The sequence below is a fragment of the Enterobacter wuhouensis genome, assembly GCF_004331265.1.
Taxonomy (GTDB): Bacteria; Pseudomonadota; Gammaproteobacteria; order Enterobacterales; family Enterobacteriaceae; genus Enterobacter; species Enterobacter wuhouensis.
Map to the genome: position 1 here is coordinate 121,113 of NZ_SJOO01000003.1, position 24,035 is coordinate 145,147.

At 56.7% G+C, this 24,035-nt stretch carries 25 protein-coding genes; 16 read left to right on the forward strand and 9 right to left on the reverse strand.

The features are described 5' to 3' along the window. Positions 1-38: 38 nt before the first annotated feature. A complete protein-coding gene (gene dkgA, locus E0L20_RS08115) occupies positions 39-866 on the reverse strand; it encodes a 2,5-didehydrogluconate reductase DkgA (RefSeq protein ID WP_131633517.1) in 828 nt (275 codons plus the stop codon). Between the two features lie 105 nt (positions 867-971). Continuing rightward, positions 972-2,135, reverse strand: a complete 1,164-nt coding sequence (yqhD, locus tag E0L20_RS08120; RefSeq protein ID WP_131633518.1) for an alcohol dehydrogenase — start codon at positions 2,133-2,135, stop codon at positions 972-974. Positions 2,136-2,330: 195 nt separating this feature from the next. Between yqhD and E0L20_RS08130 the strand changes: the two genes are divergently transcribed. Then, on the forward strand, positions 2,331-3,230 hold the full coding sequence (locus E0L20_RS08130; protein ID WP_131633520.1) for an AraC family transcriptional regulator: 900 nt from the start codon (positions 2,331-2,333) through the stop codon (positions 3,228-3,230). A 45-nt stretch (positions 3,231-3,275) separates the two neighbouring features. Here the strand turns inward: E0L20_RS08130 and yghB are convergent, their stop codons facing one another. Then, on the reverse strand, positions 3,276-3,935 hold the full coding sequence (gene yghB / locus E0L20_RS08135) for a DedA family general envelope maintenance protein YghB (RefSeq protein WP_080328201.1): 660 nt from the start codon (positions 3,933-3,935) through the stop codon (positions 3,276-3,278). 143 nt (positions 3,936-4,078) lie between these two features. Beyond that, entirely contained in the window at positions 4,079-5,266 is a 1,188-nt protein-coding gene (metC, locus tag E0L20_RS08140) for a cystathionine beta-lyase (protein ID WP_131633521.1), read from the reverse strand. Between the two features lie 251 nt (positions 5,267-5,517). Here metC and exbB point away from each other — a divergent pair, with 251 nt between their 5' ends. The 3 genes from exbB to E0L20_RS08155 all read left to right on the forward strand — a co-directional run bounded on the left by exbB (position 5,518) and on the right by E0L20_RS08155 (position 8,309). Then, entirely contained in the window at positions 5,518-6,249 is a 732-nt protein-coding gene (exbB, locus tag E0L20_RS08145; protein ID WP_131633522.1) for a tol-pal system-associated acyl-CoA thioesterase, read from the forward strand. Positions 6,250-6,253: 4 nt separating this feature from the next. Further along, positions 6,254-6,679 (forward strand): TonB system transport protein ExbD, encoded by a 426-nt coding sequence (exbD, locus tag E0L20_RS08150; RefSeq protein WP_047062705.1) that lies wholly within the window; start codon positions 6,254-6,256, stop codon positions 6,677-6,679. Between the two features lie 178 nt (positions 6,680-6,857). Then, a complete protein-coding gene (locus tag E0L20_RS08155) occupies positions 6,858-8,309 on the forward strand; it encodes a methyl-accepting chemotaxis protein (protein WP_131633523.1) in 1,452 nt (483 codons plus the stop codon). Here the strand turns inward: E0L20_RS08155 and E0L20_RS08160 are convergent. Further along, the gene (locus E0L20_RS08160; RefSeq protein WP_131633524.1) at positions 8,306-8,758 is read right to left on the reverse strand and encodes a cytoplasmic protein; all 453 of its coding nucleotides are present in this window, start codon (positions 8,756-8,758) and stop codon (positions 8,306-8,308) included. The two genes, E0L20_RS08155 and E0L20_RS08160, sit on opposite strands and share 4 nt — an antisense overlap. A 1-nt stretch (position 8,759) precedes the next feature. Then, complete coding sequence (locus E0L20_RS08165) at positions 8,760-9,164, reverse strand: hypothetical protein (protein WP_131633525.1); 405 nt, start codon at positions 9,162-9,164, stop codon at positions 8,760-8,762. Positions 9,165-9,266: 102 nt separating this feature from the next. On the opposite strand from E0L20_RS08165, the gene E0L20_RS08170 reads away from it, so the two are divergent. Beyond that, positions 9,267-9,770 (forward strand): ESA_00282 family adhesion-associated protein, encoded by a 504-nt coding sequence (locus E0L20_RS08170; protein WP_326468356.1) that lies wholly within the window; start codon positions 9,267-9,269, stop codon positions 9,768-9,770. 81 nt (positions 9,771-9,851) lie between these two features. Then, positions 9,852-10,340, forward strand: a complete 489-nt coding sequence (locus E0L20_RS08175) for a TIGR00645 family protein (RefSeq protein ID WP_131633527.1) — start codon at positions 9,852-9,854, stop codon at positions 10,338-10,340. Positions 10,341-10,416: 76 nt separating this feature from the next. Here the strand turns inward: E0L20_RS08175 and E0L20_RS08180 are convergent, their stop codons facing one another. Further along, a complete protein-coding gene (locus tag E0L20_RS08180) occupies positions 10,417-11,457 on the reverse strand; it encodes an aldo/keto reductase (RefSeq protein ID WP_131633528.1) in 1,041 nt (346 codons plus the stop codon). Positions 11,458-11,718: 261 nt separating this feature from the next. Between E0L20_RS08180 and E0L20_RS08185 the strand changes: the two genes are divergently transcribed. Continuing rightward, positions 11,719-13,266: a methyl-accepting chemotaxis protein gene (locus E0L20_RS08185; protein ID WP_131633529.1), complete on the forward strand. Its 1,548-nt coding sequence runs from the start codon at positions 11,719-11,721 to the stop codon at positions 13,264-13,266. Positions 13,267-13,318: 52 nt separating this feature from the next. On the opposite strand, the gene fucR is transcribed toward E0L20_RS08185, so the two are convergent. Then, positions 13,319-14,035, reverse strand: coding sequence for an L-fucose operon activator (gene fucR / locus E0L20_RS08190; RefSeq protein WP_131633530.1), 717 nt, complete (start codon positions 14,033-14,035; stop codon positions 13,319-13,321). A 197-nt stretch (positions 14,036-14,232) separates the two neighbouring features. Here fucR and E0L20_RS08195 point away from each other — a divergent pair, with 197 nt between their 5' ends. The 4 genes from E0L20_RS08195 (at position 14,233) to E0L20_RS08210 (ending at position 17,390) form a co-directional block, all read left to right on the forward strand. Continuing rightward, positions 14,233-14,835, forward strand: a complete 603-nt coding sequence (locus E0L20_RS08195; RefSeq protein WP_131633531.1) for a helix-turn-helix transcriptional regulator — start codon at positions 14,233-14,235, stop codon at positions 14,833-14,835. A gap of 13 nt (positions 14,836-14,848) precedes the next feature. After that, positions 14,849-15,496, forward strand: coding sequence for a helix-turn-helix transcriptional regulator (locus E0L20_RS24200; RefSeq protein WP_131633532.1), 648 nt, complete (start codon positions 14,849-14,851; stop codon positions 15,494-15,496). Positions 15,497-15,654: 158 nt separating this feature from the next. Further along, on the forward strand, positions 15,655-16,707 hold the full coding sequence (locus E0L20_RS08205; RefSeq protein WP_131633533.1) for an ABC transporter substrate-binding protein: 1,053 nt from the start codon (positions 15,655-15,657) through the stop codon (positions 16,705-16,707). Then, complete coding sequence (locus tag E0L20_RS08210) at positions 16,707-17,390, forward strand: molybdate ABC transporter substrate-binding protein (protein WP_131633534.1); 684 nt, start codon at positions 16,707-16,709, stop codon at positions 17,388-17,390. The genes E0L20_RS08205 and E0L20_RS08210 overlap by 1 nt, the downstream gene beginning before the upstream one ends. A 76-nt stretch (positions 17,391-17,466) precedes the next feature. Here E0L20_RS08210 and yghU read toward each other — a convergent pair whose 3' ends face one another. Further along, on the reverse strand, positions 17,467-18,333 hold the full coding sequence (gene yghU / locus E0L20_RS08215; protein ID WP_131633535.1) for a glutathione-dependent disulfide-bond oxidoreductase: 867 nt from the start codon (positions 18,331-18,333) through the stop codon (positions 17,467-17,469). 245 nt (positions 18,334-18,578) lie between these two features. On the opposite strand from yghU, the gene E0L20_RS08220 reads away from it, so the two are divergent. From E0L20_RS08220 to E0L20_RS08240, 5 genes are read left to right on the forward strand one after another with little or no spacing between them, the layout of a single operon-like run. Then, on the forward strand, positions 18,579-20,168 hold the full coding sequence (locus E0L20_RS08220) for an ABC transporter substrate-binding protein (RefSeq protein WP_131633536.1): 1,590 nt from the start codon (positions 18,579-18,581) through the stop codon (positions 20,166-20,168). A 45-nt stretch (positions 20,169-20,213) separates the two neighbouring features. Then, complete coding sequence (locus E0L20_RS08225) at positions 20,214-21,167, forward strand: ABC transporter permease (RefSeq protein WP_010435561.1); 954 nt, start codon at positions 20,214-20,216, stop codon at positions 21,165-21,167. Positions 21,168-21,172: 5 nt separating this feature from the next. Beyond that, entirely contained in the window at positions 21,173-22,018 is an 846-nt protein-coding gene (locus E0L20_RS08230; protein ID WP_023294546.1) for an ABC transporter permease, read from the forward strand. Beyond that, positions 22,011-22,988, forward strand: coding sequence for an ABC transporter ATP-binding protein (locus tag E0L20_RS08235; RefSeq protein WP_131633537.1), 978 nt, complete (start codon positions 22,011-22,013; stop codon positions 22,986-22,988). The genes E0L20_RS08230 and E0L20_RS08235 overlap by 8 nt, the downstream gene beginning before the upstream one ends. After that, positions 22,985-23,962 carry an ABC transporter ATP-binding protein gene (locus E0L20_RS08240; RefSeq protein ID WP_131633538.1) on the forward strand — a complete coding sequence of 326 codons (978 nt, stop codon included), beginning with the start codon at positions 22,985-22,987 and terminating at the stop codon, positions 23,960-23,962. Before E0L20_RS08235 ends, E0L20_RS08240 begins: the two co-directional genes overlap by 4 nt. Positions 23,963-24,035 lie beyond the last annotated feature (73 nt).

A 24,035-nucleotide genomic window follows, 5' to 3' on the forward strand; every position in this document is an offset into this window, starting at 1 on the left:
CGGGTAAGGCGAAGCCGCCACCCGGCTTTTTTACGCGACTACCCGCCAAACTGGTCCGGGTCCGGCCCAAGCCGCTTGCCCTTATCCAGCTTCGCAATCTCACCCAGCTCATCTTTATCCAGGCGGAAATCCCAGACGTCGAAGTTCTCGGCGATGCGCGACGGGGTGACCGATTTCGGGATCACCACCAGGCCGCTGTCCAGATGCCAGCGAATGACGATTTGCGCCGGGGTCTTGCCGTATTTATCCGCCAGGTCGCGGATAATTTTCTGATCGAATACCCCTTCGCCGCCCTGCGCCAGCGGGCTCCAGGACTCGGTCTGGATCTTGTGCGTGGCGTTCCAGGCGTGCAGCTGGCGCTGCTGCATCAGCGGGTGCAGCTCAATCTGGTTGATCACCGGCGCGACGCCCGTCTCATCAATCAGGCGCTGCAGGTGGTGCACCTGGAAGTTACATACGCCGATGCTTTTCACCAGCCCCTCTTTTTGCAGCTCAATCATACCCTTCCAGGCATCCACATAATGATCGATAGCCGGAACAGGCCAGTGCATCAGGTACAGGTCCACGAAATCGAGCTGGAGCTTATCCAGACTTTCCTGTAGGGCTTCATGAGGGCGTTTCTGATCGTCATTCCACAGCTTGGTGGTAATGAAAAGGTCGTCGCGGGGCATGCCGGCGCTGGCCAGCGCCTTACCCACGCCGTCTTCATTTTTGTATGCGGCGGCGGTATCGATGGAACGATAGCCGACTTCCAGGGCTTTATGAATGGCGGACACGACCTCGTCGTTACCGGCTTTCCATACGCCTAGCCCCAGCTGGGGCATCACGTTGCCGTCCTGCAGCTTGATTACGGTTTGGTTTGCCATTTTTCCTCCTTCAGGTACGCATCGTCGGAGGACTACTCCGACGATGTGGTGTGCATTAAGTCTGGACGAAATGTCAAAAAACGAAAGTCAGGATCTCAAAAACGCCTAGCGTGCCGCTTCGTAGATGCGGCGGCTCACGTCCAGCGTGATGTCGCCATGCTCGCCCAGCTGGGTCATGCCGTGCTCTTCCAGTTTCGCCAGCAGGGCAGGGATGGAGCTGCCGTCCAGACCGTAGCCGGAGAGACGCGTTGGCACGCCCAGGCTTTCAAAGAAGCTGCGGGTCGCTTCGATGGCGGCATCGATACGCGCATCGTCCGAACCCTCGGTGATATTCCACACGCGTTCGGCGTACTGCAGCAGCTTCGCGCGTTTGGCGTCGCGTTTTTCATTCCACAGGGCAGGCAGAACGACGGCCAGCGTCTGGGCGTGGTCCAGACCGTGCATCGCCGTCAGCTCGTGGCCCAGCATGTGGGTTGCCCAGTCCTGCGGCACGCCTGCGCCGATCAGGCCGTTCAGCGCCTGAGTAGCTGCCCACATGACGTTAGCACGCACGTCATAGTTTTCCGGTTCTTTCAGCGCTTTCGGACCATCTTCAACCAGCGTCAGCAGAATGCCTTCCGCGAAACGATCCTGAATTTTAGCATCCACCGGATACGTCACGTACTGCTCAACGGTGTGAACAAAGGCATCCACCACGCCGTTCGCCACCTGACGCGCAGGCAGGGTGTAGGTGTAAACCGGATCGAGGATCGCGAATACAGGCTGAACGTGTTCGTTCATAAAGGCCTGTTTGTCGCCCGTGGTTTTACGGGAGATAACGGCACCTTTGTTGGATTCAGAGCCGGTGGCTGGCAGAGTCAGCACGGAGCCCATTGGGATCGCGCTTTTAATGTCGCTGCCGCGGGTTTCCAGAATGTGCCACGGATCGATGCCGTCAGCGTAGCGCGCTGCCGCCGCGATGAATTTGGTGCCGTCCAGCACGGAGCCGCCGCCAACGGCCAGCAGGAAGGTAATCTTCTCTTCGCGGGCGATTTTCACCGCGTTCATCAGCGTTTCGTAAGACGGGTTTGGCTCGATGCCGCCGAACTCACGCACGTCCAGGCCTTCCAGCGCGCTGTAGACCTGATCCAGCACGCCGGTTTTTTTCACGCTGCCGCCGCCGTAGGTGATCAGCACGCGGGCGTCAGAGGGGATTTGATCGCGCAGGTCGGCGATGGCGTCTTTACCAAACAAAATGCGGGTTGGGGTGTGAAGATTGAAGTTGTTCATTGCTCGTTCCCTTGTGTGGGTGAAAAACCGCGGTGGCGCAGATGGCTACCTGATGCTGCACATTGTGGCCGCGCGGCGCTATCCTCTCAATGCACATTCCTGCCGATGTCTTGCCCATTTCTACAGGGCGCTGGAGAATCCACGAGAAAATGCGCACACTGTATGGGTCGGAAACCGTACCCGGAGTCAGAAAAAATGCACCGCGATGAAATCTGTTTACAGCTCACCTCTCAGATTAAAAGGCTGATAGATAAGGATAATCTCTCTGTCGAGCTGCTGCCCGATATCCGCCTGCTCTACGGTACGCAGCCAGGTGCACGCACCCCGGTGATGTACCAGCCCGGCATCGTTTTTCTCTTTTCCGGCCATAAAATTGGCTATATCAACGAGCGCGTGTTCCGCTACGACACCAATGAATATCTGCTTCTGACCGTACCTTTACCCTTCGAATGTGAAACCTTCGCGACAGAGGCGGTGCCGCTGGCCGGTATTCGCGTCAACGTCGATATCCTCCAGCTGCAGGAGCTGCTGATGGATATTGGCGAAGACGAGCTTTTCCAGCCGTCGATGGCGGCAAGCGGGATTAACTCAGCGACGCTGTCGGAGGAGATCCTCTGCGCCATTGAACGTCTGCTGGACGTGATGGAGAGGCCGCTGGATGCTCGCATTCTCGGCAAACAGATCGTCCGCGAGATCCTTTACCACGTGCTGCTGGGGCCGGGCGGCGGGGCGCTGCTGGCGCTGGTGAGTCGTCAGACGCACTTCAGCCTGATCAGCCGCGTGCTGAAGCGCATTGAGAGCCAGTACACGGAAAACCTCAGCGTTGACCAGCTGGCGGCGGAGGCGAACATGAGCGTCTCGGCGTTCCATCACAATTTTAAGTCAGTCACCAGCACCTCGCCGCTGCAGTACCTCAAAACCTACCGGCTGCACAAGGCGCGTATGCTGATGATCCACGACGGCATGAAGGCCAGCGCGGCGGCGATGCGGGTTGGGTACGAAAGTGCGTCGCAGTTCAGTCGGGAGTTTAAGCGTTACTTCGGCGTTACGCCGGGGGAAGATGCGTCGCGCATCAGAACCATGCAGGGAGCTTAGGCGTTTTTCCCTCTCCCCTGTGGGGAGAGGGTCAGGGTGAGGGGATCACGCGCTGCAGTACTTCTTCTTAATCACCACCGCAATCGTCCCCACCAGTCCGGCAACCAGCAGAAAGATCGGCAGCACCATCAGGAAGGTCATCACCTGATCTTCGTGATGTTTCACAAACGGGATCATGTTCAGCGCATAGCCGAGCGTGGTCACCACGCCAACCCACAGCAGGGCGCTCAGCCAGTTAAAGAACTGGAAGCGGCGGTTCGACAGCCCGGAGATGCCCGCCATCGTAGGCAGAAGCGTGCGAACGAATGCCAGGAAACGCCCGGCCAGCAGCGCCAGAAGGCCGTGACGATCAAACATGCAGGTCGCGCGCTGATGGTATTTATGCGGCAGCTGCGCCAGCCAGCCTTTCACCACGCGGGTGTTGCCCAGCCAGCGGCCCTGCAGATAGCTCAGCCAGCAGCCCAGGCTGGCGGCAGACGTCAGGATAACCATCGTCGGGGTGAAGTCCATAACGCCTTTACCGATCAGCGCCCCTGCAAGCAAAAGCAGGCTGTCGCCGGGTAAAAATGAGGCTGGCAGCAGTCCATTTTCCAGAAACAGGGTAGCGAACATCACGAAGTAGACAATGCCTACGACGTGAGGATCGGCCAGCGCGGCAAAATCGTGTTGCCAGAGCGCGGCAATAATATCTTGAATAACAGCCATGGACTTTCCTGTGGAACAGCATTTATAGCACTATTGTACTCCCTAATTCGCGCGTTAGGTTTGATCGCGGGCGCAAGTCATGCAGACTTTTCTTGTGGCGGTGTTCACGAAAGCGTCCAGGGAGTGCATTTTCAGCCAGCACTCTACACGATACGCGCAAATCCCGCCGCTAAATCGGCAATTAAATCGTCCACATCTTCTAAACCAATATGCAATCGGATCAGGGTTCCGCTGAAATCCACTCTGCCGCCGGGGCGCAGTTCCGCGATCTGCTCAGGCTGGTTTGGCAGGATCAGCGATTCAAACCCGCCCCACGAATAGGCCATGCTGAAGAGGGTAAAATTATCCAGATAGCTTGCCAGCTCGTCATTGCTCAGCCGTTTTCTTAGAACGAACGAGAACAGGCCGCTGCTGCCCGTAAAGTCGCGTTGCCAGAATTCGTGGCCTTTGCTGCCGGGCAGCGCCGGATGATTCACGCGCTCAACCTGAGGATGCTGGGCCAGCCACTCGGCGACCTTCAGGCTGCTCTCATGATGCTGGCGCAGGCGCACCCCCAGCGTGCGGATGCCGCGGCTGGTCATGTAGGCCGTATCGGCATCCACCATCTGACCCATCAGATAGGCATTTTCGCGCAGCTGGTCCCAGCAGCGCGCGTTGGACACCGCCGTGCCGATCATGCCGTCGGAGTGGCCAATCAAATATTTGGTTGCCGCCTGAATGGAGATATCAATATCGAATTCCAGCGCCTTAAACAGCACGCCCGCCGCCCAGGTATTGTCGATCATGATAATCGCCTCTGGCGCTTTGCTGCGCACCGCCTTCACGATGGCGGGAACGTCGTGGACTTCCATGGTGATTGAACCTGGAGATTCCAGGAACACGATGCGCGTGTTCGGCTGAATAAGTTCTGCGATGCCTTCCCCAATCAGCGGGTCGAACCAGCCGGTGGTGACGCCGAGCTTGCTGAGGATTTTGGTGCAGAAGTCCTGGCTCGGCTCGTAGGCGGTATTGGTCATCAGGATATGGTCGCCCTGTTCGACAAACGCCAGAATAGTGTTGGCAACCGCCGCCGCGCCGCAGGGGAACAGCGCACAGCCCGCGCCGCCTTCCAGCTCGCACATCGCTTCCTGAAGGGAAAAGTGGGTTAGCGTGCCGCGACGGCCGTAAAAAAGCCCGCCTTTCGCGCGATTACGCGTGGCAATTTTTTTCTCCTCGACGGTATCAAATACCAGCGATGAGGCGCGCTGAATCACGCTGTTGACCGAACCCTGCGTATATTTCTTGCTGCGTCCGGCCTGTACCAGCGTGGTATCAAGATGCTTCTTTGTCATGTTCGCCAACCCTGTTTTTATACGTCTGGACGTCCAGACTACCATGATTGTAAAAATGTGCACCCGGATGCTTATCGAATAAGCAGAAAATATTATGAAAAATACGCATAAGAAATTTTTACTGCGTAAGCGCAAGGAAAGTGAGCGAAAATTACGGCAGTATGTAAATACTAATGAGAACTACTATCAATTCGACGACGTTTTGATATTATTACGCTCAGATTTTGTGATTTGCGTCCTGGAGATACAGAGTGGGTAATAATTTGATGCAGACGGACCTCTCCGTCTGGGGCATGTATCAGCATGCTGACATCGTGGTTAAGATTGTGATGATCGGCCTGATTCTGGCGTCCGTTGTCACCTGGGCTATTTTCTTCAGCAAAAGCGTTGAGCTTATTTCGCAGAAGCGTCGCCTCAAGCGCGAGCAGCAGCAGCTGGCGGATGCCCGCTCTCTGGATCAGGCTTCTGACATGACCTCCTCCTTCCACGCGAAAAGCCTGACGTCCTTATTAGTGAACGAAGCGCAGAACGAGCTGGAACTCTCCGAAGGCAGTGAAGATAACGAAGGTATTAAAGAGCGTACCGGCTTCCGCCTGGAGCGCCGCGTTGCCGCCGTGGGCCGTCATATGGGCCGTGGCAATGGCTACCTGGCGACCATCGGTGCGATCTCGCCGTTCGTTGGCCTGTTCGGTACCGTCTGGGGCATTATGAACAGCTTTATCGGCATCGCGCAGACCCAAACCACCAACCTGGCGGTGGTTGCACCGGGTATCGCAGAAGCGCTGCTGGCAACGGCTATCGGCCTGGTTGCCGCTATCCCTGCCGTGGTTATCTATAACATCTTCGCGCGCATGATCGGCAGCTACAAGGCCACCCTCGGCGACGTTGCCGCTCAGGTTCTGCTGCTGCAAAGCCGTGACCTGGACCTCAACGCCAGCGCCGTTAAACCGGTGCACGCGGCGTCTAAACTGCGCGTAGGTTGATGGTATGGCGATGCGTCTTAACGAAAATCTGGACGATAACGGCGAAATGCATGAAATCAACGTGACGCCGTTTATCGACGTCATGCTGGTTCTGCTGATTATCTTCATGGTGGCTGCGCCGCTGGCGACGGTTGACGTGAAGGTGAATCTGCCGGCCTCCTCCAGCCAGCCTCAGCCGCGCCCGGAGAAGCCTATCTACCTGTCGGTGAAAGCGGATAAATCCATGTTCCTGGGTAATGACCCGGTGACGGATGCGTCGGTGATCCCGGCGCTGGACCAGCTCACCGGCGGCAAGAAAGACACCACCGTCTTCTTCCGCGCGGACAAAACCGTCGATTATGAAACCATGATGAAGGTAATGGACACGCTGCACCAGGCGGGTTACCTGAAGATTGGACTGGTCGGCGAAGAGAAAGCGACCGCAAAATAAAAAAGAAGCTGGCGAAAGCCAGCTTTTTTATCCTTAAAAATCACCTCATCACTCCCCGCCAGAATATATCCTTTTGCTGCAATTGCGCCGTGGAATATACCCACTACGCTTAAAACTGATAATAAAAAAATACCTTCTTTTGAAGGGCTTATTTCACCTGCACAGCAAGAGACTCCCTATGGCGATGATGACATGGCTGCACCCGCACGCACCTCAAAGTGACCTCATCTCTCTTTTTGCAATACGACGACGCGCCGATCGGCTCATGCTGGGACTGATCTGGGCCATGTGGGCCGTCTCGCTCGGCGTGGGCTACATGAATGAGAACCTGACGCAAGGTGCGACAATCGGCACCGTTCTGGCGTGTCTTGCGACCTTAGCGTCGCTCGTCTTCCCCGGTACGCTGTTGCTCCGCCTCGTTTTTGCGTTTGTCCTGATGGCCTTTTCGGCGCTGCTGATCCAGCTCGGAGAGGGGGAAACGGAATACCATTTCTCTGTTTTCGTTCTGCTGTCCGCCCTGCTGGCCTGGCGCGACTGGCGACCCTTGCTGGCGGGCGCTGCCGTTATCGCGCTGCATCACCTGATATTTAACTATCTCCAGGAAAACGATCTGTATGGCGTCGTGGTATTTATGCACACGGGCTTTCATATGGTGGTCTTTCATGGGCTGTTTGTGGTGGTACAGACCGCGATCCTTATTTTGCTGGCGGTTCGTATGGAGCAGGATGCGCGTTCGGCGAGCGAAGTGTCCAGGCTGGCGGGGGTGATTAACCGCGTGCCCGGCTATCTGACGCTGGCTGTCGACGGCGAATCCACACATTCGTCCTTTGCCCGCACGTTCAGCCTGACGCTGGGCACCATGCGCTCAACGCTTGAGCAGGTAAGTACCAGCGTGGGCCAGCTGCTGGAGGCGTCCCGGACGTTGCGCCAGCGGAATAGCGCACTCTCGGAGCGAACCGATCGCCAGGCCTCGTCGCTGGCAACCGCTGCGAGCGCGATGGCGCAGCTCAGCGCCGTCGCCACCGAAACCAGCCAGAAGGCGACGCAGGTCAGCGAAATGGCGCTCAGCGCGAGTGAAGTCGCCGGGCAGGGCGGGAACAATATCGCCCAGGCGATTGCCGCAATGGAGCAAATCCGCGAGGAGTCACGGCGCATCGTTACCATTCTGGAGCTGATCGATGGGATCGCGTTTCAGACGAATATTCTTTCGCTGAATGCGTCCGTCGAAGCCGCGCGAGCCGGTGAGCATGGCAAAGGGTTTGCGGTAGTGGCCTCAGAGGTTCGAATGCTGGCGCAGCGCAGCGAGGGGGCGGCGAAGGATATTCGCCAGCTTCTGGCAACCTCAGAGGCGACCACGCAGCACGGCGTTGAACAGGTTGAACAGGCGGGCCTGACCATGAAGTCGATTATTGAAGGCATCGACGGGCTACGTTCATTGCTGGATGAGCTGTCGAATATGAGCGAACAGCAGCGGGCAAGTATTGCGCAGATGAATGGCAGTATTGCCAGTATTGATGCAAGCGTGCAGGAGAACGTGCAGCACGTCGCGCAGACGCTGCAGGTTGCGGAGCAGCAGCAACAGCAGACGGGGCAGCTGAAAGAGGCGATAGCCGTATTTCGGTTTGATTAGCTTTTACTGTCGGCAGGCGCGTGGGCAGCAGGATGAACTGCCTGCACGTCTTCATCAAGCGCGACACTGGTAACGTTCGAGGTACGATAATCGCCATCGGACAGTTTGCGCGTCAGGCGCAGGGTGGCGGTTTCCCTGGCGAGCAGATACTGATAGTTGGCCTCCAGCCGCCCCAGGATCTTCTCTTTCAGCTCTGGCCGCTGCGCGATAATGGTATTGATTACCGTGCCGTAAATCTCTTCCTTAACCTGCAAAGAATATATTTCGCGACGATGCTGCCATTTCAGGCGGACCAGCGTGGCCGGGATCGATACCAGGTCCTGGGTAATGCGCGTCATCTCGGTATTTTTCGCGTTCCGTAACGCCTCGATATTTTGCTTTAAGATAAACTCGTCACTTTTTTTGTTATCTAAAGCTAAATAGACATTGTTTTCGTTAACTTCCTTCACGTTAATCTTCCCCGAGGTCATAAAAAATGGGGTTGTTTTTTTCGCGAGTAATTAAGTTAAGCCAAATTTCATTGCCCGCTTCATTTATTTCTTTGGTTTTTTCAGACATTATTTGACTTAGCGTCTGGGCATCTATTTCACCTTCTGCCTGCAGGTCATCCAGCAGATGTACGAAGGCTTCAATTTTTACCGCGCGAAACAAACGGTCTTTTATATGGCGATCGTGCTCTTCCAGCAACATATTACGGGATTTGCCCGAACGGGAAACACCAATTAATATATCTGACTCAAAATCAGAGAGCTTTCTTTTCCCCTGAGTGAAATTAACCTCTTTTTCTCCTTCCGTCGAAGGATGCTCCACAGGCGTGATGTGATACTTAGCCGGGACGAGGTTGTCGGGCAACATTTTTAATTTCCTTTAATTTCAACAGGGTGGGGTTGGTAAAGGCGTGAGATTCGTTGACAATATCATGAGGCAATTTTAAAATCAAAAAAAATGGAGCCAACCATGAACAGCATTTTTTTTACGGTCATTACATTACTATTACTGACCGCTGGTGTTCTTTTATTGATGCAAGAGTTCAATAAAACGAAAGCGTCGCAGGACACCGGTGAATCCCCGCAGCCTGAGCTGATGACAAAAGAGGAAGGTGAAGACCATTTCTCCGTATTGATGAACTCGGTCACACCGGTTTGGTACTGGCGGGTGAACCATGAATATATCGACTTTTTGCACGCCACAATTAAGCGGATGAAAATGTCGGAAATTAATGACACGCCGGGATTGTTTGAGGCGCAACGCCGCTGCAGCGACCTCAATTCGGCTGTCTATAAATATTATGACAATATCAAAAAGCGCTGCCTTAATGGTGAGAAGGTTTCCTACTCTGATTTAGACGTATTAAACCTGCGTCAGTGCTTTCGTGAGTTCAGCCTGGAGGCTTATCCGGAGCTGGTGGTGCTGGTGTGGCCGGAATATGCGCGCCCGGAGGTAAATCCGCAAGAAGTGTAGGCGTTCTGTTGGTTAGTTGTTGCAAACAGTGAGCACCGTTGGGATATACTGCGGGCTGGTTTCGTTTGCAGACAGGATTTTATGGAACGCTTTTTTGAAAACGCAATGTATGCCTCCCGCTGGATACTGGCTCCCGTCTACTTTGGACTTTCCCTGGCACTGGTCGCGCTGACGATTAAGTTTTTCCAGGAAATCTTACATGTTTTGCCGAACATCTTTTCTATTGCCGAAGCGGATCTGATTTTGGTCCTGCTGTCGCTGGTGGATATGACGCTGGTGGGGGGATTGCTGGTGATGGTGATGTTCTCTGGCTATGAGAACTTTGTCTCCCAGCTTGATATCTCTTCGCATAAAGAGAAGCTCAGCTGGCTGGGCAAAATGGACGCTACGTCGCTGAAAAACAAGGTCGCGGCCTCAATTGTGGCGATCTCCTCCATCCACCTGCTACGCGTGTTTATGGATGCCAAGAACGTCCCGGACAACAAGCTGATGTGGTACGTGATTATCCACCTGACGTTCGTGCTTTCGGCGTTCGTTATGGGGTATCTGGATAAGATCAGTAAGAAATAAAGTAGACCTTACCCCTCATCCTGCCCTCTCCCCTCTGGGGAGAGGGCAGGGTGAGGGGAGAGGGTAGCCGAGCGTGCTATTTATCCGACGACGCCTGCCACAGATTCAACTCCCCATCCGCAACATGCTGGTCAATCCGCTTGAGTTCGTCCTCGGTAAAACGCAGGTTATCCAGAGCCTGAACGTTCTCCTCGAGCTGTTCCGGACGGCTCGCGCCAATCAGCACTGACGTCACGCGCTCGTCCTTCAGCAGCCAGCTCAGCGCCATCTGCGCCATGCTTTGCCCGCGCGCGTGCGCCATCTCGTTCAGCAGACGCAGGCTGCTCAGGTTGGCCTCGGTCAGCATTTTTTCCGTCAGGCCGCGCACCTTCTTCCCTTCGCGCTGCATGCGTGAACCTTCAGGAATACCGTCGAGGTATTTCCCCGTCAGCAGGCCCTGCGCCAGCGGGGTGAAGGCAATACAGCCCGTCCCGTTCTCTGCCAGGGCGTCCAGCAGGCCGGTCTTATCCACCCAGCGGTTAAGCAGGTTGTACGACGGCTGGTGGATCAGCAAGGGGATTTTCCACTCGCGCAGCAGCTCAGTCATTTTTTGTGTGCGCTCGGTTGAGTAGGAGGAAATGCCCACATACAGCGCCTTGCCGCTCTGCACGGCATGCGCCAGCGCGGCGGCCGTCTCCTCCATCGGCGTATTTTCGTCAACGCGATGGGAATAGAAAATATCCACATACTCCACGCCCATGCGCTTCAGGCTCTGGTCGAGGCTGGCGAGCAGGTATTTACGCGAACCGCCCGAACCATAAGGCCCCGGCCACATGTCGTAGCCCGCTTTGGTGGAGATAACCAGCTCGTCGCGATACGCGGCAAAATCTTCCCGCAGCAGGCGTCCAAAATTCTCCTCCGCGCTGCCCGGCGGTGGACCGTAGTTGTTGGCAAGATCGAAATGGGTAATGCCGAGATCGAAGGCTTTTCGCAGCAGCGCGCGCTGGGACTCGAGGGGCTGAACGTGGCCGAAGCTGTGCCACAGGCCCAGCGACAGCGCCGGCAGGCGCAGGCCACTTTTCCCGCAGTAGCGGTACTGCATACTTTCATAGCGGCCGGAGTAAGGGTGCCAGGACATGATGTCTCCTTTCTTATCGATGAATTTCGAAACAGCGTTTTCATTCTATGCCTATCAAATCACAAATTTTAGCCATAAGCGATGACGCACCTTACTGCTTCATCCGACGCATCGAGGATAAGTATTTACCAGCGCTGTGCGACCTATGAAGCCACGCTAATCAAAAATAATCACAAAAGGATATAATTTCCGCCTTCCCTGCCGATAACGAGAGTAGTACTCGCCCCTGGGCGAATTCACCCTCACGGCAAGGAAAACTCTATGCAGATGCTTCGCAATTTCACGATCCGCTTCGTCATGCTGGCGATACTGGGGATCTTTTGTTTAATGTGGGCGGGGGTTGGTCTGTACAGCACCTGGTCGCTGTCCCGCGTCTCTGATGGGAATGAGGTCGATCGCCAGCTGGTAAAACAGATGACGGTACTCAGCCAGGGTAACGATCAATACTTCCGCTTTGTCACTCGCCTGAGCCGCGCCATGGACGTTAAAGCGGCTGGCGGCACGCCGGATCTCGCGTCTGCCCAGCAGGCGCTGGACAACATGAGTAAAAAACTGGCCGAGATGAAGGCCATCTCTCCCGGGCCGATGGATGAGCAGGTTTCCGCTCAGGTGATTGGCACCTGGCAGGCGCTGCTCGATCGGGGCGTCGCCCCGCAAATGCAGCAGGCAAAGCTGGAATCGCTGGAGGGGTATCGCCAGCAGGCCAATAACGTTACGCCGCCGCTCAGCCGCGCGTTCGGTGCAGCGGCGGAGGACTTTAACAACGCCGCCGCCCGGGCGCTCGACAGCACCCGCGTGGTGGTCGACGGCCTGACCAGCATGACCCGCACGGTGATCATCGTCGCCACCCTCATTGGCCTGCTGATCCTCCTTTTCACCGACCGCTACCTGGTGGCAATGCTGGTGAAACCGCTGGACCGCATCCGCCTGCAGTTCCGCCAGATTGCGCAGGGCGATCTCAGTCAGCCGATTGAGCCCTTTGGCCGCAACTGCGTGGGGCAGTTGGTTCCCCTCCTGAGCGCCATGCAGGACAGCCTGCGCGAAGCGGTCAGCACCATCCGCTCCGGCAGCGAAAATATCTGGCGCGGCGCGACGGAAATCTCCAGCGGCAACAACGATCTCTCTTCCCGTACCGAGGAGCAGGCCGCCGCGCTGGAAGAAACGGCGGCCAGCATGGAACAGCTCACGGCGACGGTGAAACTGAACGCAGAAAGCGCCCGACAGGCCAGCGAGCTGGCGGATATTGCTTCCACCACGGCCAGCCGCGGCGGTTCGCTGGTGGAGGATGTCGTCACGACCATGAGCGGGATTTCTGACAGCTCGAAGAAGATTGCCGAGATCACCACCGTGATTAACAGCATCGCCTTCCAGACCAATATCCTGGCGCTCAACGCGGCGGTTGAAGCGGCGCGCGCGGGCGAGCAGGGCCGTGGCTTTGCCGTGGTTGCCGGCGAGGTGCGTAATCTCGCAAGCCGCAGCGCCAACGCGGCAAAAGAGATTGAAGGGCTGATCGCGGACTCCGTATCCCGCGTCGAGCAGGGCGCGCAGCTGGTAAGCGACACGGGAACCACCATGGAAGCCATTCTGCGGGACGTGACCGAAGTGACGACCATCATGAAGCAAATCGCGTCCGCCTCCGAGGAGCAGAGCAAGGGCATTTCACAGGTGGGCATTGCCATTACCCAGATGGACGGCGTGACCCAGCAGAACGCCTCGCTGGTGGAGCAAGTCTCTGCGGCGGCCTCCGCCCTTGAACGTCAGACTGAAGAACTCCAGCGCTCGGTACAAAAGTTCCGCCTCACCGCCTGATCCCTTCTTCATCAAAGGCCGCCGCGCGCGGCCTTGATCGTCTGGCTGCGGGCTACCGCCTGGAAAGCTGTGCGTCAGTGATAACCTGCGTCACCTGTGAAAGCTGGCCGATCTTCACCTCACTTGAACGCTGGAATTTACTTTTATCAATCAGCAGCAGCGACTGGCTGGCGCGGTGTAGCAGCTGCGCTTTGTACCCGGCGTTGTGCTCGACCGGGTCCCACATTATGCCCTGCTCATCAACGCCCTCGCAGGAGAAGATAAACAGGTCGATCTCCAGCGATTTCACCTGCGTAACCAGCGCAGGATTGACGTAGCAGCGGTATTTACGTTCCAGCGTGCCGCCCGAGCAGATTAACGTAATGCGCTCGCGCTTCGCCATTTCATGGCAGATGGGCAGGCTGTTGGTAAAGACGGTGAGTTCAATATCCGGCAGCTGGCGCGCCAGGTGAAAGCAGGTGGAGCTGGCGTCGAGGGCAATCGTCATCCCTTCGCTGATCCAGTCCAGGGCGTGGCGGGCGATATCCGCTTTGTCCGCCGAGTGGCTCTTTAAGCGCGCACGGAATGGCTCGCCGCTGTCCCGGCTGTCCGGGTGGATCAGGCGCGCGCGCCCGTGCTGGCGCAGGATCTTTCCCTGCTGCTGAAGGGCGTTCAGATCGCGGCGGATCGTCTCTTTGCTGACGGCGAGCGTTTCTGCCAGCACGTCGGTTGTTAGCCAGTCACAGCTGCTCAGCAGTTCAATCACGTTCTGCTGTCGGGTCTGCTTCATGCGTCAGTCCAGTCTGATGACAATAAGCATGATTCTTGCCAGTTTATCGGGGCTTGTAAATATGGCGTTATTAAAAGAGAGGGATTTTTAATAAGGGCGTTAAGGGAGGCAAGGATCCAATATTGGACGCCGTTTGCGTTGAATAAACCCTGCTGAGAATTATCCTGTACGTCTGAGTTTTTATAGGATATTTCGCAATGGAAGGCATTTCTTCAGGCGTTCGGGTGATCCTTTTTGAGCCTCGGGCATTGATACGCACTGGCGTGTGTTCATTCTTAAAGCAGAGTAACTGTACGGTTATTCCATGCAGCTCTATCGAACATCTTTCCGAGCAGCTGTATGCGCTAACCGATGAAAAAATAATCTTATTAGCAGGGGCAGGCGGCCTTGGCAATATGCTGCCGGGACTGATCCGCATAATCCATTCATCCCGAAAAATGCCGTTGACCTCCGTGGTTTACACTCCGGGGAAAGAGGCGCTGTTAGCGAAGATGTTTATAGCTGCGGGAGCCGATAGTTGCCTCAGGGAAGACGCGCTGGAAAGCCAGCTAATGACAGAGATTACGGCGCCCAACGCGGCACAACCGCGTGGTGAGCAATTTTCTCCTGCCGAGCTGAGTATCGTCCTGGATTATGCGGCTGGAATGCAAACGCGAGATATCGCTAAACGTCGTAAGTGCAGTTACAAAACGGTATTCACCTTCAAGCGTAATGCCCGTCTTCGTATGGACCTTGGTAGCCATGCGGGATGGACAAATTTAATGTCGCATCTTTCTCAACTTACTTCACTCTATGAATAAGGCTGCCATTTTTATGTGCCAGATTCGTTATGTTGCCTGTGCCGATATTTATCTTTCGGGAATACGCGGCTGTCTGGACACTCTTGCCAGGCATCATCATGGCTGGAATTATCAACTGTCCCCGTTAGGGCTATATGACGAGGCTGATTTACTGATTGTGGATGGCACGCAATACGAAACGATAAAGGAAATACCTGAATCCCTCCTCTTTTTACTGCACAAAAGATCTACCCTGATTTTAGTTAACGCTTTTCAACAAGCGCTAACGGATATCCTTGAGAAAGAGTGTTGTTGTTCAATACTGTGCGTTGACGAAATGACGTTTCACCTCCGCGATATTCTGGATGTCACGATGCGCGGCAAACGCTACCTCAGCCCGCTTATTATACGCTTTAAGCAGAAGGCATCTGAAGAATCCCCCACCAGGCTGACGCTGGCGGAACATCGGATCATGACGTTCCTGAAGCAGGGATATTCGGGCGTGGAGATAGCCAGGCTGCTTTTTCGCAGTGAGAAAACGGTCAGCAGCCATAAGCGCAGAATTATGAAAAAGCTTGGCGCGAAGAGTGACGTAGAGCTAAGCCAAAAGATAAATACGTTAAGCACATTCATGAATAGCTCCGGGGAGCATCCGGGGCGTTTCGGGAGAATGGAAAGCTAAAGAACGCCGGGCGTGACGATCGGTGGGTTGCTTCACCAGTCTGCCCGCCCGTACTTCAGCCAGGCCATTAATGCTTGTCCTTCCTACCCACAAAGCACATCGCGACTCAATCTCTCTACCGTTGTATAATTCATTGCATAACGAAATGTGAGGACATTATGAAACAGCGCTTTTGGCAGGCAGTCGCGTTTAGCGTACTGATTTTTCTCCCGTTATCATCTCAGGCATCGCGCCAGATAACTGACCAGATTGGTCGTACCGTCACCCTTCCTGACAAGGTTGACCGGGTGGTGGTGCTCCAGCATCAGACCCTGAACCTGCTGGTGCAGATGAACGCCACGGACAAAATTGTCGGAGTGATGGCGAACTGGAAGCAGCAGCTGGGTGAAGGCTACGGGCGTTTAGCCCCCGAGCTGAATCAGAAACCCGCGCTCGGCGATCTTACCCACGTCGACCCCGAGAAGCTGGTGGCATTGAAGCCGCAGGTGGTGTTTGTCACTAACTACGCGCCGCAGGAGATGATCGACAAGATAAGCAGCCTCGGTATTCCCGTCGTTGCGATCTCCCTGCGCCACGACGCGCCGGGTGAAAAAGCCAAGCTGAATCCAACGATGGCGGATGAAGAAAAGGCTTACGATCTGGGGCTGCGCGAAGGGATCGCCCTGATTGGCGAGATCGTGAATAAACAGCCGGAAGCGAAAGCGCTGATTGACGCGACCGACAAAGGCCGCCAGATGGTCAGAGAACGCCTGAACGCTATCCCGGCGGAAAAACGTATTCGCGCCTATATGGCAAACCCGGAACTCACCACCTACGGTTCAGGCAAATACACCGGCCTGATGATGGCGCATGCGGGGGCGGTTAACGTCGCGGCGAAAACCATACAGGGTTTCAAAACCGTGGCGATGGAGCAGGTGATAGCCTGGAACCCGCAGGTGATCTTCGTTCAGGACAGATATCCCTCCGTGGTCAACGAGATCCAAACCGGTGCGCAGTGGCAGACGATCGACGCGGTAAAAAACCATCTCGTGTACCTGATGCCGGAGTACGCCAAAGCCTGGGGCTACCCAATGCCGGAAGCGATGGGCATTGGCGAGCTGTGGATGGCGAAAAAGCTCTATCCCGAAAAGTTTAAGGACGTCGATATGCGTAAGGTGGCGAACGACTGGTATCAGCGCTTCTACCGCACGAACTATCAGGGAATCGACTGATGCGCGTGCTGGCGGCGGGCAGCCTGCGTAACGTGTGGCAGAATTTACTCGCGCACTTTCCTGAACCGGTCGAAACCCATTTCGGCCCGGCGGGGCTGCTGCGGGAACGCATTGAGGCGGGCGAAAAATGCGATCTGTTTGCCTCGGCCAATCATGCCCATCCGCAGGCGCTATTGGCCTCCAGGCGGGCGCTGTCCGTGATGCCGTTTGCCAGCAACACGCTCTGCCTGACCGTACGCAGCGACGTGCTGCAAGCGGGGGATGACTGGCAGTCTCTGCTGATTCGCGATGATTTACGTATCGCCACTTCCACGGCGGGCGCCGATCCCTCCGGGGATTACACGCAGGAGCTGTTTACCCGCATGGGTGAGGCTGGCGAAGCGGTGCGTGCTCGGGCGACGGCGCTGGTGGGCGGACGAGATTCTGCGCCCATTCCGGCAGGTAAACTGGCGGCGGAGTGGATCATTCTCGGCGGTCAGGCGGACGTGTTTATCGGCTATGCGAGCTACGCTGCAAAACTACGAAACATTGCCGGACTGACGGTTATCGACATCCCCGCGGCAATTAACCCGCGAGCGGAGTATGCCTGCGCGGTAATAACGGCAAGGGGAAAAGCGCTCGCGGATTATTTATTATCGGAAAGGGCAAAAACAATATTGCTCAATGCAGGGTTCGGCGCGTAAATCCGCCGGGTGGCGCTGCGCTTACCCGGCCAACCTTCATTCCCTCTCCCTGTGGGAGAGGGTTAGGGTGAGGGCATCAGCCCTGACGCTTATCTTCCGTATTGGTCTCAAAATCGCTCGCCGCATGGCGTTCGTGCAGCTGCTCGTTCAGCTCGCCGTTGGTGCGGTTTACGATACGCCCGCGCTTCACGGCTGGACGGTTCGCGATATCTTTGGCCCAGCGCTGCACGTTAGTGTACTTCTCTGCGTCCAGGAACTCGGCGGCGTTGTACACGCTGCCCAGCGCCACGCAGCCAAACCACGGCCAGATGGCCATATCGGCGATGCTGTACTCTTCACCCGCCACGTAGCGGCCGCGCGCCAGCTGTTTATCCAGCACGTCGAACAGGCGCTTGGCTTCCATGGTGAAGCGGTCGATAGCGTATTCAATCTTCACCGGAGCATAGTTGTAGAAGTGGCCGAAACCGCCGCCGAGGAACGGGGCCGCGCCCTGAAGCCAGAACAGCCAGTTCAGCGTCTCGGTACGTCCCGCCGGATCTTTTGGCAGGAAGTGACCAAATTTTTCCGCCAGATAGAGCAGGATGCTGCCGGATTCAAATACGCGGGTTGGCGGGGTCGTGGAGTGATCGCGAAGCGCCGGTATTTTCGAGTTCGGGTTCACGTCGACAAAACCGCTGGAGAACTGATCGCCTTCACCGATGCGAATTAACCATGCGTCGTATTCCGCCCCTGTTACGCCCAGCGCCAGCAGCTCTTCGAGCAGGATGGTGACCTTCTGGCCGTTCGGGGTGCCCAGAGAGTAGAGCTGCAGCGGGTGTGAACCGACGGGCAGGTCTTTCTCATGCGTCGCGCCGGAGATCGGACGGTTGATGTTGGCGAACGCGCCGCCGCTGTTCTTATTCCATTCCCACACTTTCGGTGGCTGATACGTGTTGTCTGACATGTTGGTCTGCCTTTTGAGTGATGTGTTGAGGCAGTGTAGCAGGAGATTTGTGAAGGGTTTAACCAACTGAGCGCAATTAATTAACCGCTATTCCTTCTGGCGCTTATATATATCAAAAGCGGTATAAGCTTAATCGAAAATCGCATTTTCATTGTTAATGCGTAAATCCCCAAAGCTGAATATGATGCTTCAACATAAATAAAAGACGCAGTAGTAAATACTTTATCAGGCAAGGAGTTAGTGAGATGCGTAAGCTTCTGTTATCGGCAGTGGTAGTATCGCTCGCCTTAGGTCTGGCCGGCTGTGATGATGCTAAAAATAAAGAAACAAACAATGCGCCAGCGGCAAAAAGCGACGCGCCAAAAGAGGGCGGTTCGCTGATTATCGGGATTACCTCCGGCGACCCCTTAGCCGTGAATCCGCTCTATGCCAGTGACCGTACGACGTTAACGATCATGCAGGCGCTCTATGCCCCGCTGTACAGCTTTAATAACGGCAACATCGAGTGGGGCCTGGCGGAAAGCCTGACGCCCTCCGCCGACAACCTGAGCTATACCCTGACGTTAAAACCCAACCTCAAATGGCAGGACGGCCAGCCGCTGACGGCGGACGACGTGGTCTTCACCTTCAATAAGCTGCTGGATGCCAAACAGCACAGCTTCTTCCGCAGCATGTTCACCTACGGCGACAAGCCGGTACAGGTGAGCAAGGTGGATGAGCGCACCGTTAAGTTCACCTTACCGCAGGTCAGCGCGGCCTTTACCGGCACCCTGGTACAGATTTACCCGATCCCGCAGCACGTGTTCGCCGGTGAAGGCGACCTGGAAAAGAGCACCAAAAACGATGCGCCGGTCGGCTCCGGGCCGTTCAAATTTAAAGAGTATCGCGCCGGGCAATATTACGCCCTGACCCGTTTTGACGATTACTGGAACGGCAAAGCGAAGCTTGATTCGGTCACCTACCGTTTCGCCAAAGACAGCAACGCCGCCAACCTTGCGCTGCAAAACGGTGAAATCAACCTCAAGATGGTGGATCCGCAGGATGTGAACCGCCTGAAAAATACCGGTAAGTTTGACTTCGTGGTCTATCCGGAAGGGCGTCTGGCCTATATGACCTTCAACCAGAACGTGCCGGTAATGAAGAGCAAAGCGCTGCGCCAGGCCATCGCCTATGCCATCAACAAGGACGAGCTGACCCAGACCGCGTTTACCTCGCTGGACTACGCTAAACCGGCGACCTCGTTCCTGACGCCAGATACCCTTTACAAGACGGATGACGTTGAGCAGTACAAATTCGATCTGCAAAAAGCCAAAGAGCTGCTGAAGACGTCCGGCGCGCCGGACAACCTCAAGCTGCGCCTGGCGTATGTGAACACCAACAAAACCCAGGAGAGCATGGCGCTCTACATTCAGCAGGCGCTGAAGGGCATTGGGGTGAACGTGGAGCTGATGCCGCTGGATTCCAACGCCATGTCTCAGCGCAGCCTCGATATGAACAACACCGCATGGGAGCTGAACCTGGGCGGCTACATCATGGGCTCAGAGCCGGACGGTTATAAATCGCTGTTCATGAGCAACGAAGCCTATAACTACGCGCACTACAAAAATCCGCAGTTTGATGCCCTGTGGGATAAAGGCGCGGTGGAAACCGACGCTGCGAAACGTGCCGATATCTACAAGCACATTCAGCAGACCGTGGCGAACGACATGACCTACTACCCGATTGCCTACACCAACGCGACCGTCGCGGTGGACAAGCGCTTCGGCGGCACCCGGGAAGCAGAGCCGAAACCGGTCTATCTGTTCCAGGATCTGTCAAAAATCTATCAGAAATAAGTGATTGCCCCGGCCGTCAGGTCGGGGCTTTGGTAAGGGCACGTCGTGAACACACTCCTCACGCGTCGGCTGCTGCAGCTGCTGCCGATGCTGTTCTTTATTTCACTGGTGGCGTTTTTGCTGGTCAAGCTCGCGCCCGGCGATCCGGTGGCGGCGTACATTACGCCGCGCATGGCCCCGGAAGATATCGAACGTATTCGCCAGAGCCTGGGGCTGGATAAGCCGCTGGTCACGCAGTACGTCCTGTGGCTTAAAAACGTCCTGCAGGGCGATCTCGGCTATTCGCTGATTTACCACCGCCCGGTGCTGGAGATGATCGGCGAACGCATTCCGGCCACGCTGGGGCTGATGGGCGCGTCGCTGCTGATGGCGATCGTGCTGGCGATCCCGCTGGGCCTGCTGGCGGGGGCATTTAAGCACCGCTGGCTGGATCACCTGCTGAACCTGTTCGCCTATATCGGCATCTCGGTGCCGATTTTCTGGTTCGGCATTTTGCTCATCACCGTGTTTGCCGTGCAGCTGAACTGGTTCCCCAGCATGGGGATGCGCACCATCGGCATGGAGGATAACGGGCTGGATCTGCTGCGTCACGGCGTGCTGCCGTGTATTGCCCTCACGTTCTACAACCTCTCCAGCTACGTGCGCTACATCCGCTCCAACACCATCTCGCAGCTCTCGGCCGACTACGTGCAGACCCAGCTTGCCTACGGCGCCACGCGTTCCAGCATTCTGTTCCGCCACGTGCTGAAAAACGTCTTGCTGCCGGTGATTACCCTGTTCGGCCTGTCGTTCGGTGAGCTGATTGTGGGGGCCTATGTGACGGAAAGCGTCTTCTCCTGGCCGGGGATGGGGCTGCTCGGGATCCAGTCTATCGCCTCGCTGGACTACCCGCTGATCATGGCGATCATCATGCTCTCGTCGATGATGCTGATCGTCGGTAACCTGATCGCCGACGTGCTTTATCGCTTCGCCGATCCCCGCATTCGTACGCTGAGGTAGCCCGGATGAGCAGACGCTGGCAGCAGGTTCGTCACCAGCTGCGCCGCAACCGTCCGGCGCAGTTCTCCCTGTTTGTGCTTTTTATTTTCGTTGTCGCCGCGCTCTGTGCGGGCTTAAGCCCGTACGATCCGGATCGAATGGCGCTCGGCGCGCGCACGCTACCGCCGGATGCCGCGCACTGGTTCGGCACCGACGAGTACGGGCGCGACTACTTCACCCGCGCGCTGTATGGCGGCCAGATCTCCCTGATGGTCGGTTTTCTGGCGATGCTCTTTTCCACGCTTATCGGCACGGTGGTTGGAACGGTGAGCGGCTATTTTGGCGGCTGGCTGGATAACCTGATGATGCGCGCCGTGGATATCCTGATGGCCATTCCGGCCTTCTTCCTGCTGCTGGTGGTGAATGCTTACCTCAAGCCGGGCGTGGATAACATTATTCTGATTATCAGCCTGCTGACGTGGATGAACATGTCGCGTCTGGTGCGTGCTGAAACGCTGTCGGTGAAAGAGCGCGAGTACGTGCTTTATGCCCGCGCGTCGGGGGAACATCCGCTGCGCATTATCGTGCGCCACATCATTCCCGGCGTGCTGCCGACCATCATCGTGGCGGCCACGCTCAATATCGCCTCGGCCATCCTGATGGAGTCAACGCTCAGCTTCTTAGGGCTGGGCGTGCAGGCGCCTGCGGCGTCGTGGGGAAGCATGCTTAACAACGCGCAGTCTTATATTGGCGAAGCGTCGTGGCTGGCGATGTTCCCCGGCATTCTGATCCTGCTGACGGTGTTCAGCTTTAACGTGCTGGGCGATGTATTCCGTACCGCCTTTGAGCCAGGAGCGAATCGCGATGAGTAACTTATTAGCGCTTGAGAACCTGCAAACCACGTTCCGCACCCGCGAGGGCGAGGTTCACGCGGTGCGTGGCGTGAGCTTTCAGGTTCAGCCGGGCGAACTCGTCGGCATCGTCGGCGAGTCGGGCTGCGGGAAAAGCGTCACCTGCAAGTCGATTATCCAGCTTCTGGGGAGCAACGGGCGGATAACCGGCGGCAGCATCCGCTTCCAGAACGAGGACCTGGCGCAGAAAACGCCCGCGCAGATGCGCGCCATTCGCGGCAACGAGATCGCGATGATTTTTCAGGATCCGATGACCGCCCTGAACCCGGTGCTGACCATCGGCAAGCAGATGGCTGAGATCCTGATGCGCAACAAAGGGCTGACCAAAAAAGCGGCCAAAGCGGCGGCGATCGCCATGCTGGAACAGGTGGGCATTGCCGAGGCGGAACGCCGATACGACCAGTATCCCCACGAGTTCAGCGGCGGGATGCGCCAGCGGGTGATGATCGCGATTGCGCTCTCCTGCAACCCGAAGCTTCTTATTGCCGACGAACCAACCACCGCGCTGGACGTGACCATTCAGGCGCAGATCCTGCGCCTGCTGAAAAGCCTGCAGCAGCAGACGCGGACCGCGATTTTGCTGATCACTCACGATCTCGGCGTGGTGGCGCAGGTCTGCAGCCGCGTGGTGGTGATGTACGGCGGGCTGGTGATGGAGGAGGGGAGCGTGGAGGACATTTTTTACCGCCCTGCGCATCCTTACACCCAGGGGCTGCTGGCCTCGCTGCCGCGTCCGGATGAGGTGAATCAGCGTTTATCGCCCATTGAAGGTTCGCCGCCCGGCCTGCTTAACCCGCCGCCGGGCTGTCCGTTCGCGGAACGCTGCCCGAAACGCATGCCCCAGTGTGAACGACAGCCCGCGCTTTACGCTACCGGAGAGAGCCATCGCGCCGCCTGCTGGCTATGGGCCGATAAGGAGGTTCAGGCATGAGTGAACAACAGGCGCCATTAGTGAGCGTTCGCGATCTGCGCAAACACTATCAGCTGAACGCAGGCCTGCTGCGCAAAGGCGTGGCCGTGAAGGCGGTTGACGGCGTGAGCTTTGATATCCAGCCCGGCGAGACGTTTGGCCTGGTGGGGGAGTCCGGCTGCGGAAAATCGACACTCGGGCGTGCCATTCTGCGCCTTTTCGATATTACCTCTGGCGAGATCCACTTTGCCGGACAGGCAATCGCCCACGCCCGCGAAAGAGAGCTTAAGCCGCTGCGCAAGCGGATGCAGGCGATTTTTCAGGATCCTTACTCCTCGCTCAACCCCGGTATGACCGTGCGGCAGCTGGTGGCCGAACCGATGCAGATCCACGGCTACAGCCGCGAAGAGCAGCGGGAACGTACTGAAACCCTGCTCTACAAAGTCGGGCTTAAGCAGGAACACCTTGAACGCTTCCCGCACGAGTTCAGCGGCGGGCAGCGTCAGCGTATTAGCATCGCGCGGGCGCTGTCCGTGCGCCCGGAGTTTGTGCTGTGCGATGAGCCTCTCTCGGCGCTGGACGTCTCGGTGCAGGCGCAGGTGGTGAATATCCTGCAGGATCTGCAGCAGGAGCTGGGGCTAACCTACCTGTTCATCGCCCACGATCTGTCCATGGTGCGCCATATCTCCAGCCGCATTGGGGTGATGTATCTCGGTAAGCTAGTGGAGGTGGCCCCGGCGAATGCACTGTATCAGCATCCGGCGCACCCTTATACCCGCGCGCTGCTGGCGGCGGTTCCCCGTCCCGATCCGCGCATCCGCAATCTCGAAGATGCCACCCTGCGCGGCGATATCCCAGGCCCCACGTCCGCGCTGCCGGGCTGTAAGTTCTGCAGCCGCTGCCCTCACGCCATGCCGGTTTGCCAGACGCAGGAGCCTGCCATGCGGGAGATTGCGCCAGGGCATTTCGCGGCGTGCTGGTTGTTTAAGATTTGAGCCTTAAACGTGTAGGGTGGCGCTGCGCTTACCCGACCTACAGGGTTTTGTGTTTCGTAGGCCGGGTAAGGCG

Coding starts and splice junctions, on each gene's coding strand:
- dkgA (WP_131633517.1), bottom strand. CDS start 866: ATGGCAAACCAAACCGTAATCAAGCTGCAGGACGGCAACGTGATGCCC.
- yqhD (WP_131633518.1), bottom strand. CDS start 2,135: ATGAACAACTTCAATCTTCACACCCCAACCCGCATTTTGTTTGGTAAA.
- E0L20_RS08130 (WP_131633520.1), top strand. CDS start 2,331: ATGCACCGCGATGAAATCTGTTTACAGCTCACCTCTCAGATTAAAAGG.
- yghB (WP_080328201.1), bottom strand. CDS start 3,935: ATGGCTGTTATTCAAGATATTATTGCCGCGCTCTGGCAACACGATTTT.
- metC (WP_131633521.1), bottom strand. CDS start 5,266: ATGACAAAGAAGCATCTTGATACCACGCTGGTACAGGCCGGACGCAGC.
- exbD (WP_047062705.1), top strand. CDS start 6,254: ATGGCGATGCGTCTTAACGAAAATCTGGACGATAACGGCGAAATGCAT.
- E0L20_RS08155 (WP_131633523.1), top strand. CDS start 6,858: ATGGCGATGATGACATGGCTGCACCCGCACGCACCTCAAAGTGACCTC.
- E0L20_RS08165 (WP_131633525.1), bottom strand. CDS start 9,164: ATGTTGCCCGACAACCTCGTCCCGGCTAAGTATCACATCACGCCTGTG.
- E0L20_RS08170 (WP_326468356.1), top strand. CDS start 9,267: ATGAACAGCATTTTTTTTACGGTCATTACATTACTATTACTGACCGCT.
- E0L20_RS08175 (WP_131633527.1), top strand. CDS start 9,852: ATGGAACGCTTTTTTGAAAACGCAATGTATGCCTCCCGCTGGATACTG.
- E0L20_RS08180 (WP_131633528.1), bottom strand. CDS start 11,457: ATGTCCTGGCACCCTTACTCCGGCCGCTATGAAAGTATGCAGTACCGC.
- E0L20_RS08185 (WP_131633529.1), top strand. CDS start 11,719: ATGCAGATGCTTCGCAATTTCACGATCCGCTTCGTCATGCTGGCGATA.
- fucR (WP_131633530.1), bottom strand. CDS start 14,035: ATGAAGCAGACCCGACAGCAGAACGTGATTGAACTGCTGAGCAGCTGT.
- E0L20_RS08195 (WP_131633531.1), top strand. CDS start 14,233: ATGGAAGGCATTTCTTCAGGCGTTCGGGTGATCCTTTTTGAGCCTCGG.
- E0L20_RS24200 (WP_131633532.1), top strand. CDS start 14,849: ATGTGCCAGATTCGTTATGTTGCCTGTGCCGATATTTATCTTTCGGGA.
- E0L20_RS08205 (WP_131633533.1), top strand. CDS start 15,655: ATGAAACAGCGCTTTTGGCAGGCAGTCGCGTTTAGCGTACTGATTTTT.
- E0L20_RS08210 (WP_131633534.1), top strand. CDS start 16,707: ATGCGCGTGCTGGCGGCGGGCAGCCTGCGTAACGTGTGGCAGAATTTA.
- yghU (WP_131633535.1), bottom strand. CDS start 18,333: ATGTCAGACAACACGTATCAGCCACCGAAAGTGTGGGAATGGAATAAG.
- E0L20_RS08220 (WP_131633536.1), top strand. CDS start 18,579: ATGCGTAAGCTTCTGTTATCGGCAGTGGTAGTATCGCTCGCCTTAGGT.
- E0L20_RS08230 (WP_023294546.1), top strand. CDS start 21,173: ATGAGCAGACGCTGGCAGCAGGTTCGTCACCAGCTGCGCCGCAACCGT.
- E0L20_RS08235 (WP_131633537.1), top strand. CDS start 22,011: ATGAGTAACTTATTAGCGCTTGAGAACCTGCAAACCACGTTCCGCACC.
- E0L20_RS08240 (WP_131633538.1), top strand. CDS start 22,985: ATGAGTGAACAACAGGCGCCATTAGTGAGCGTTCGCGATCTGCGCAAA.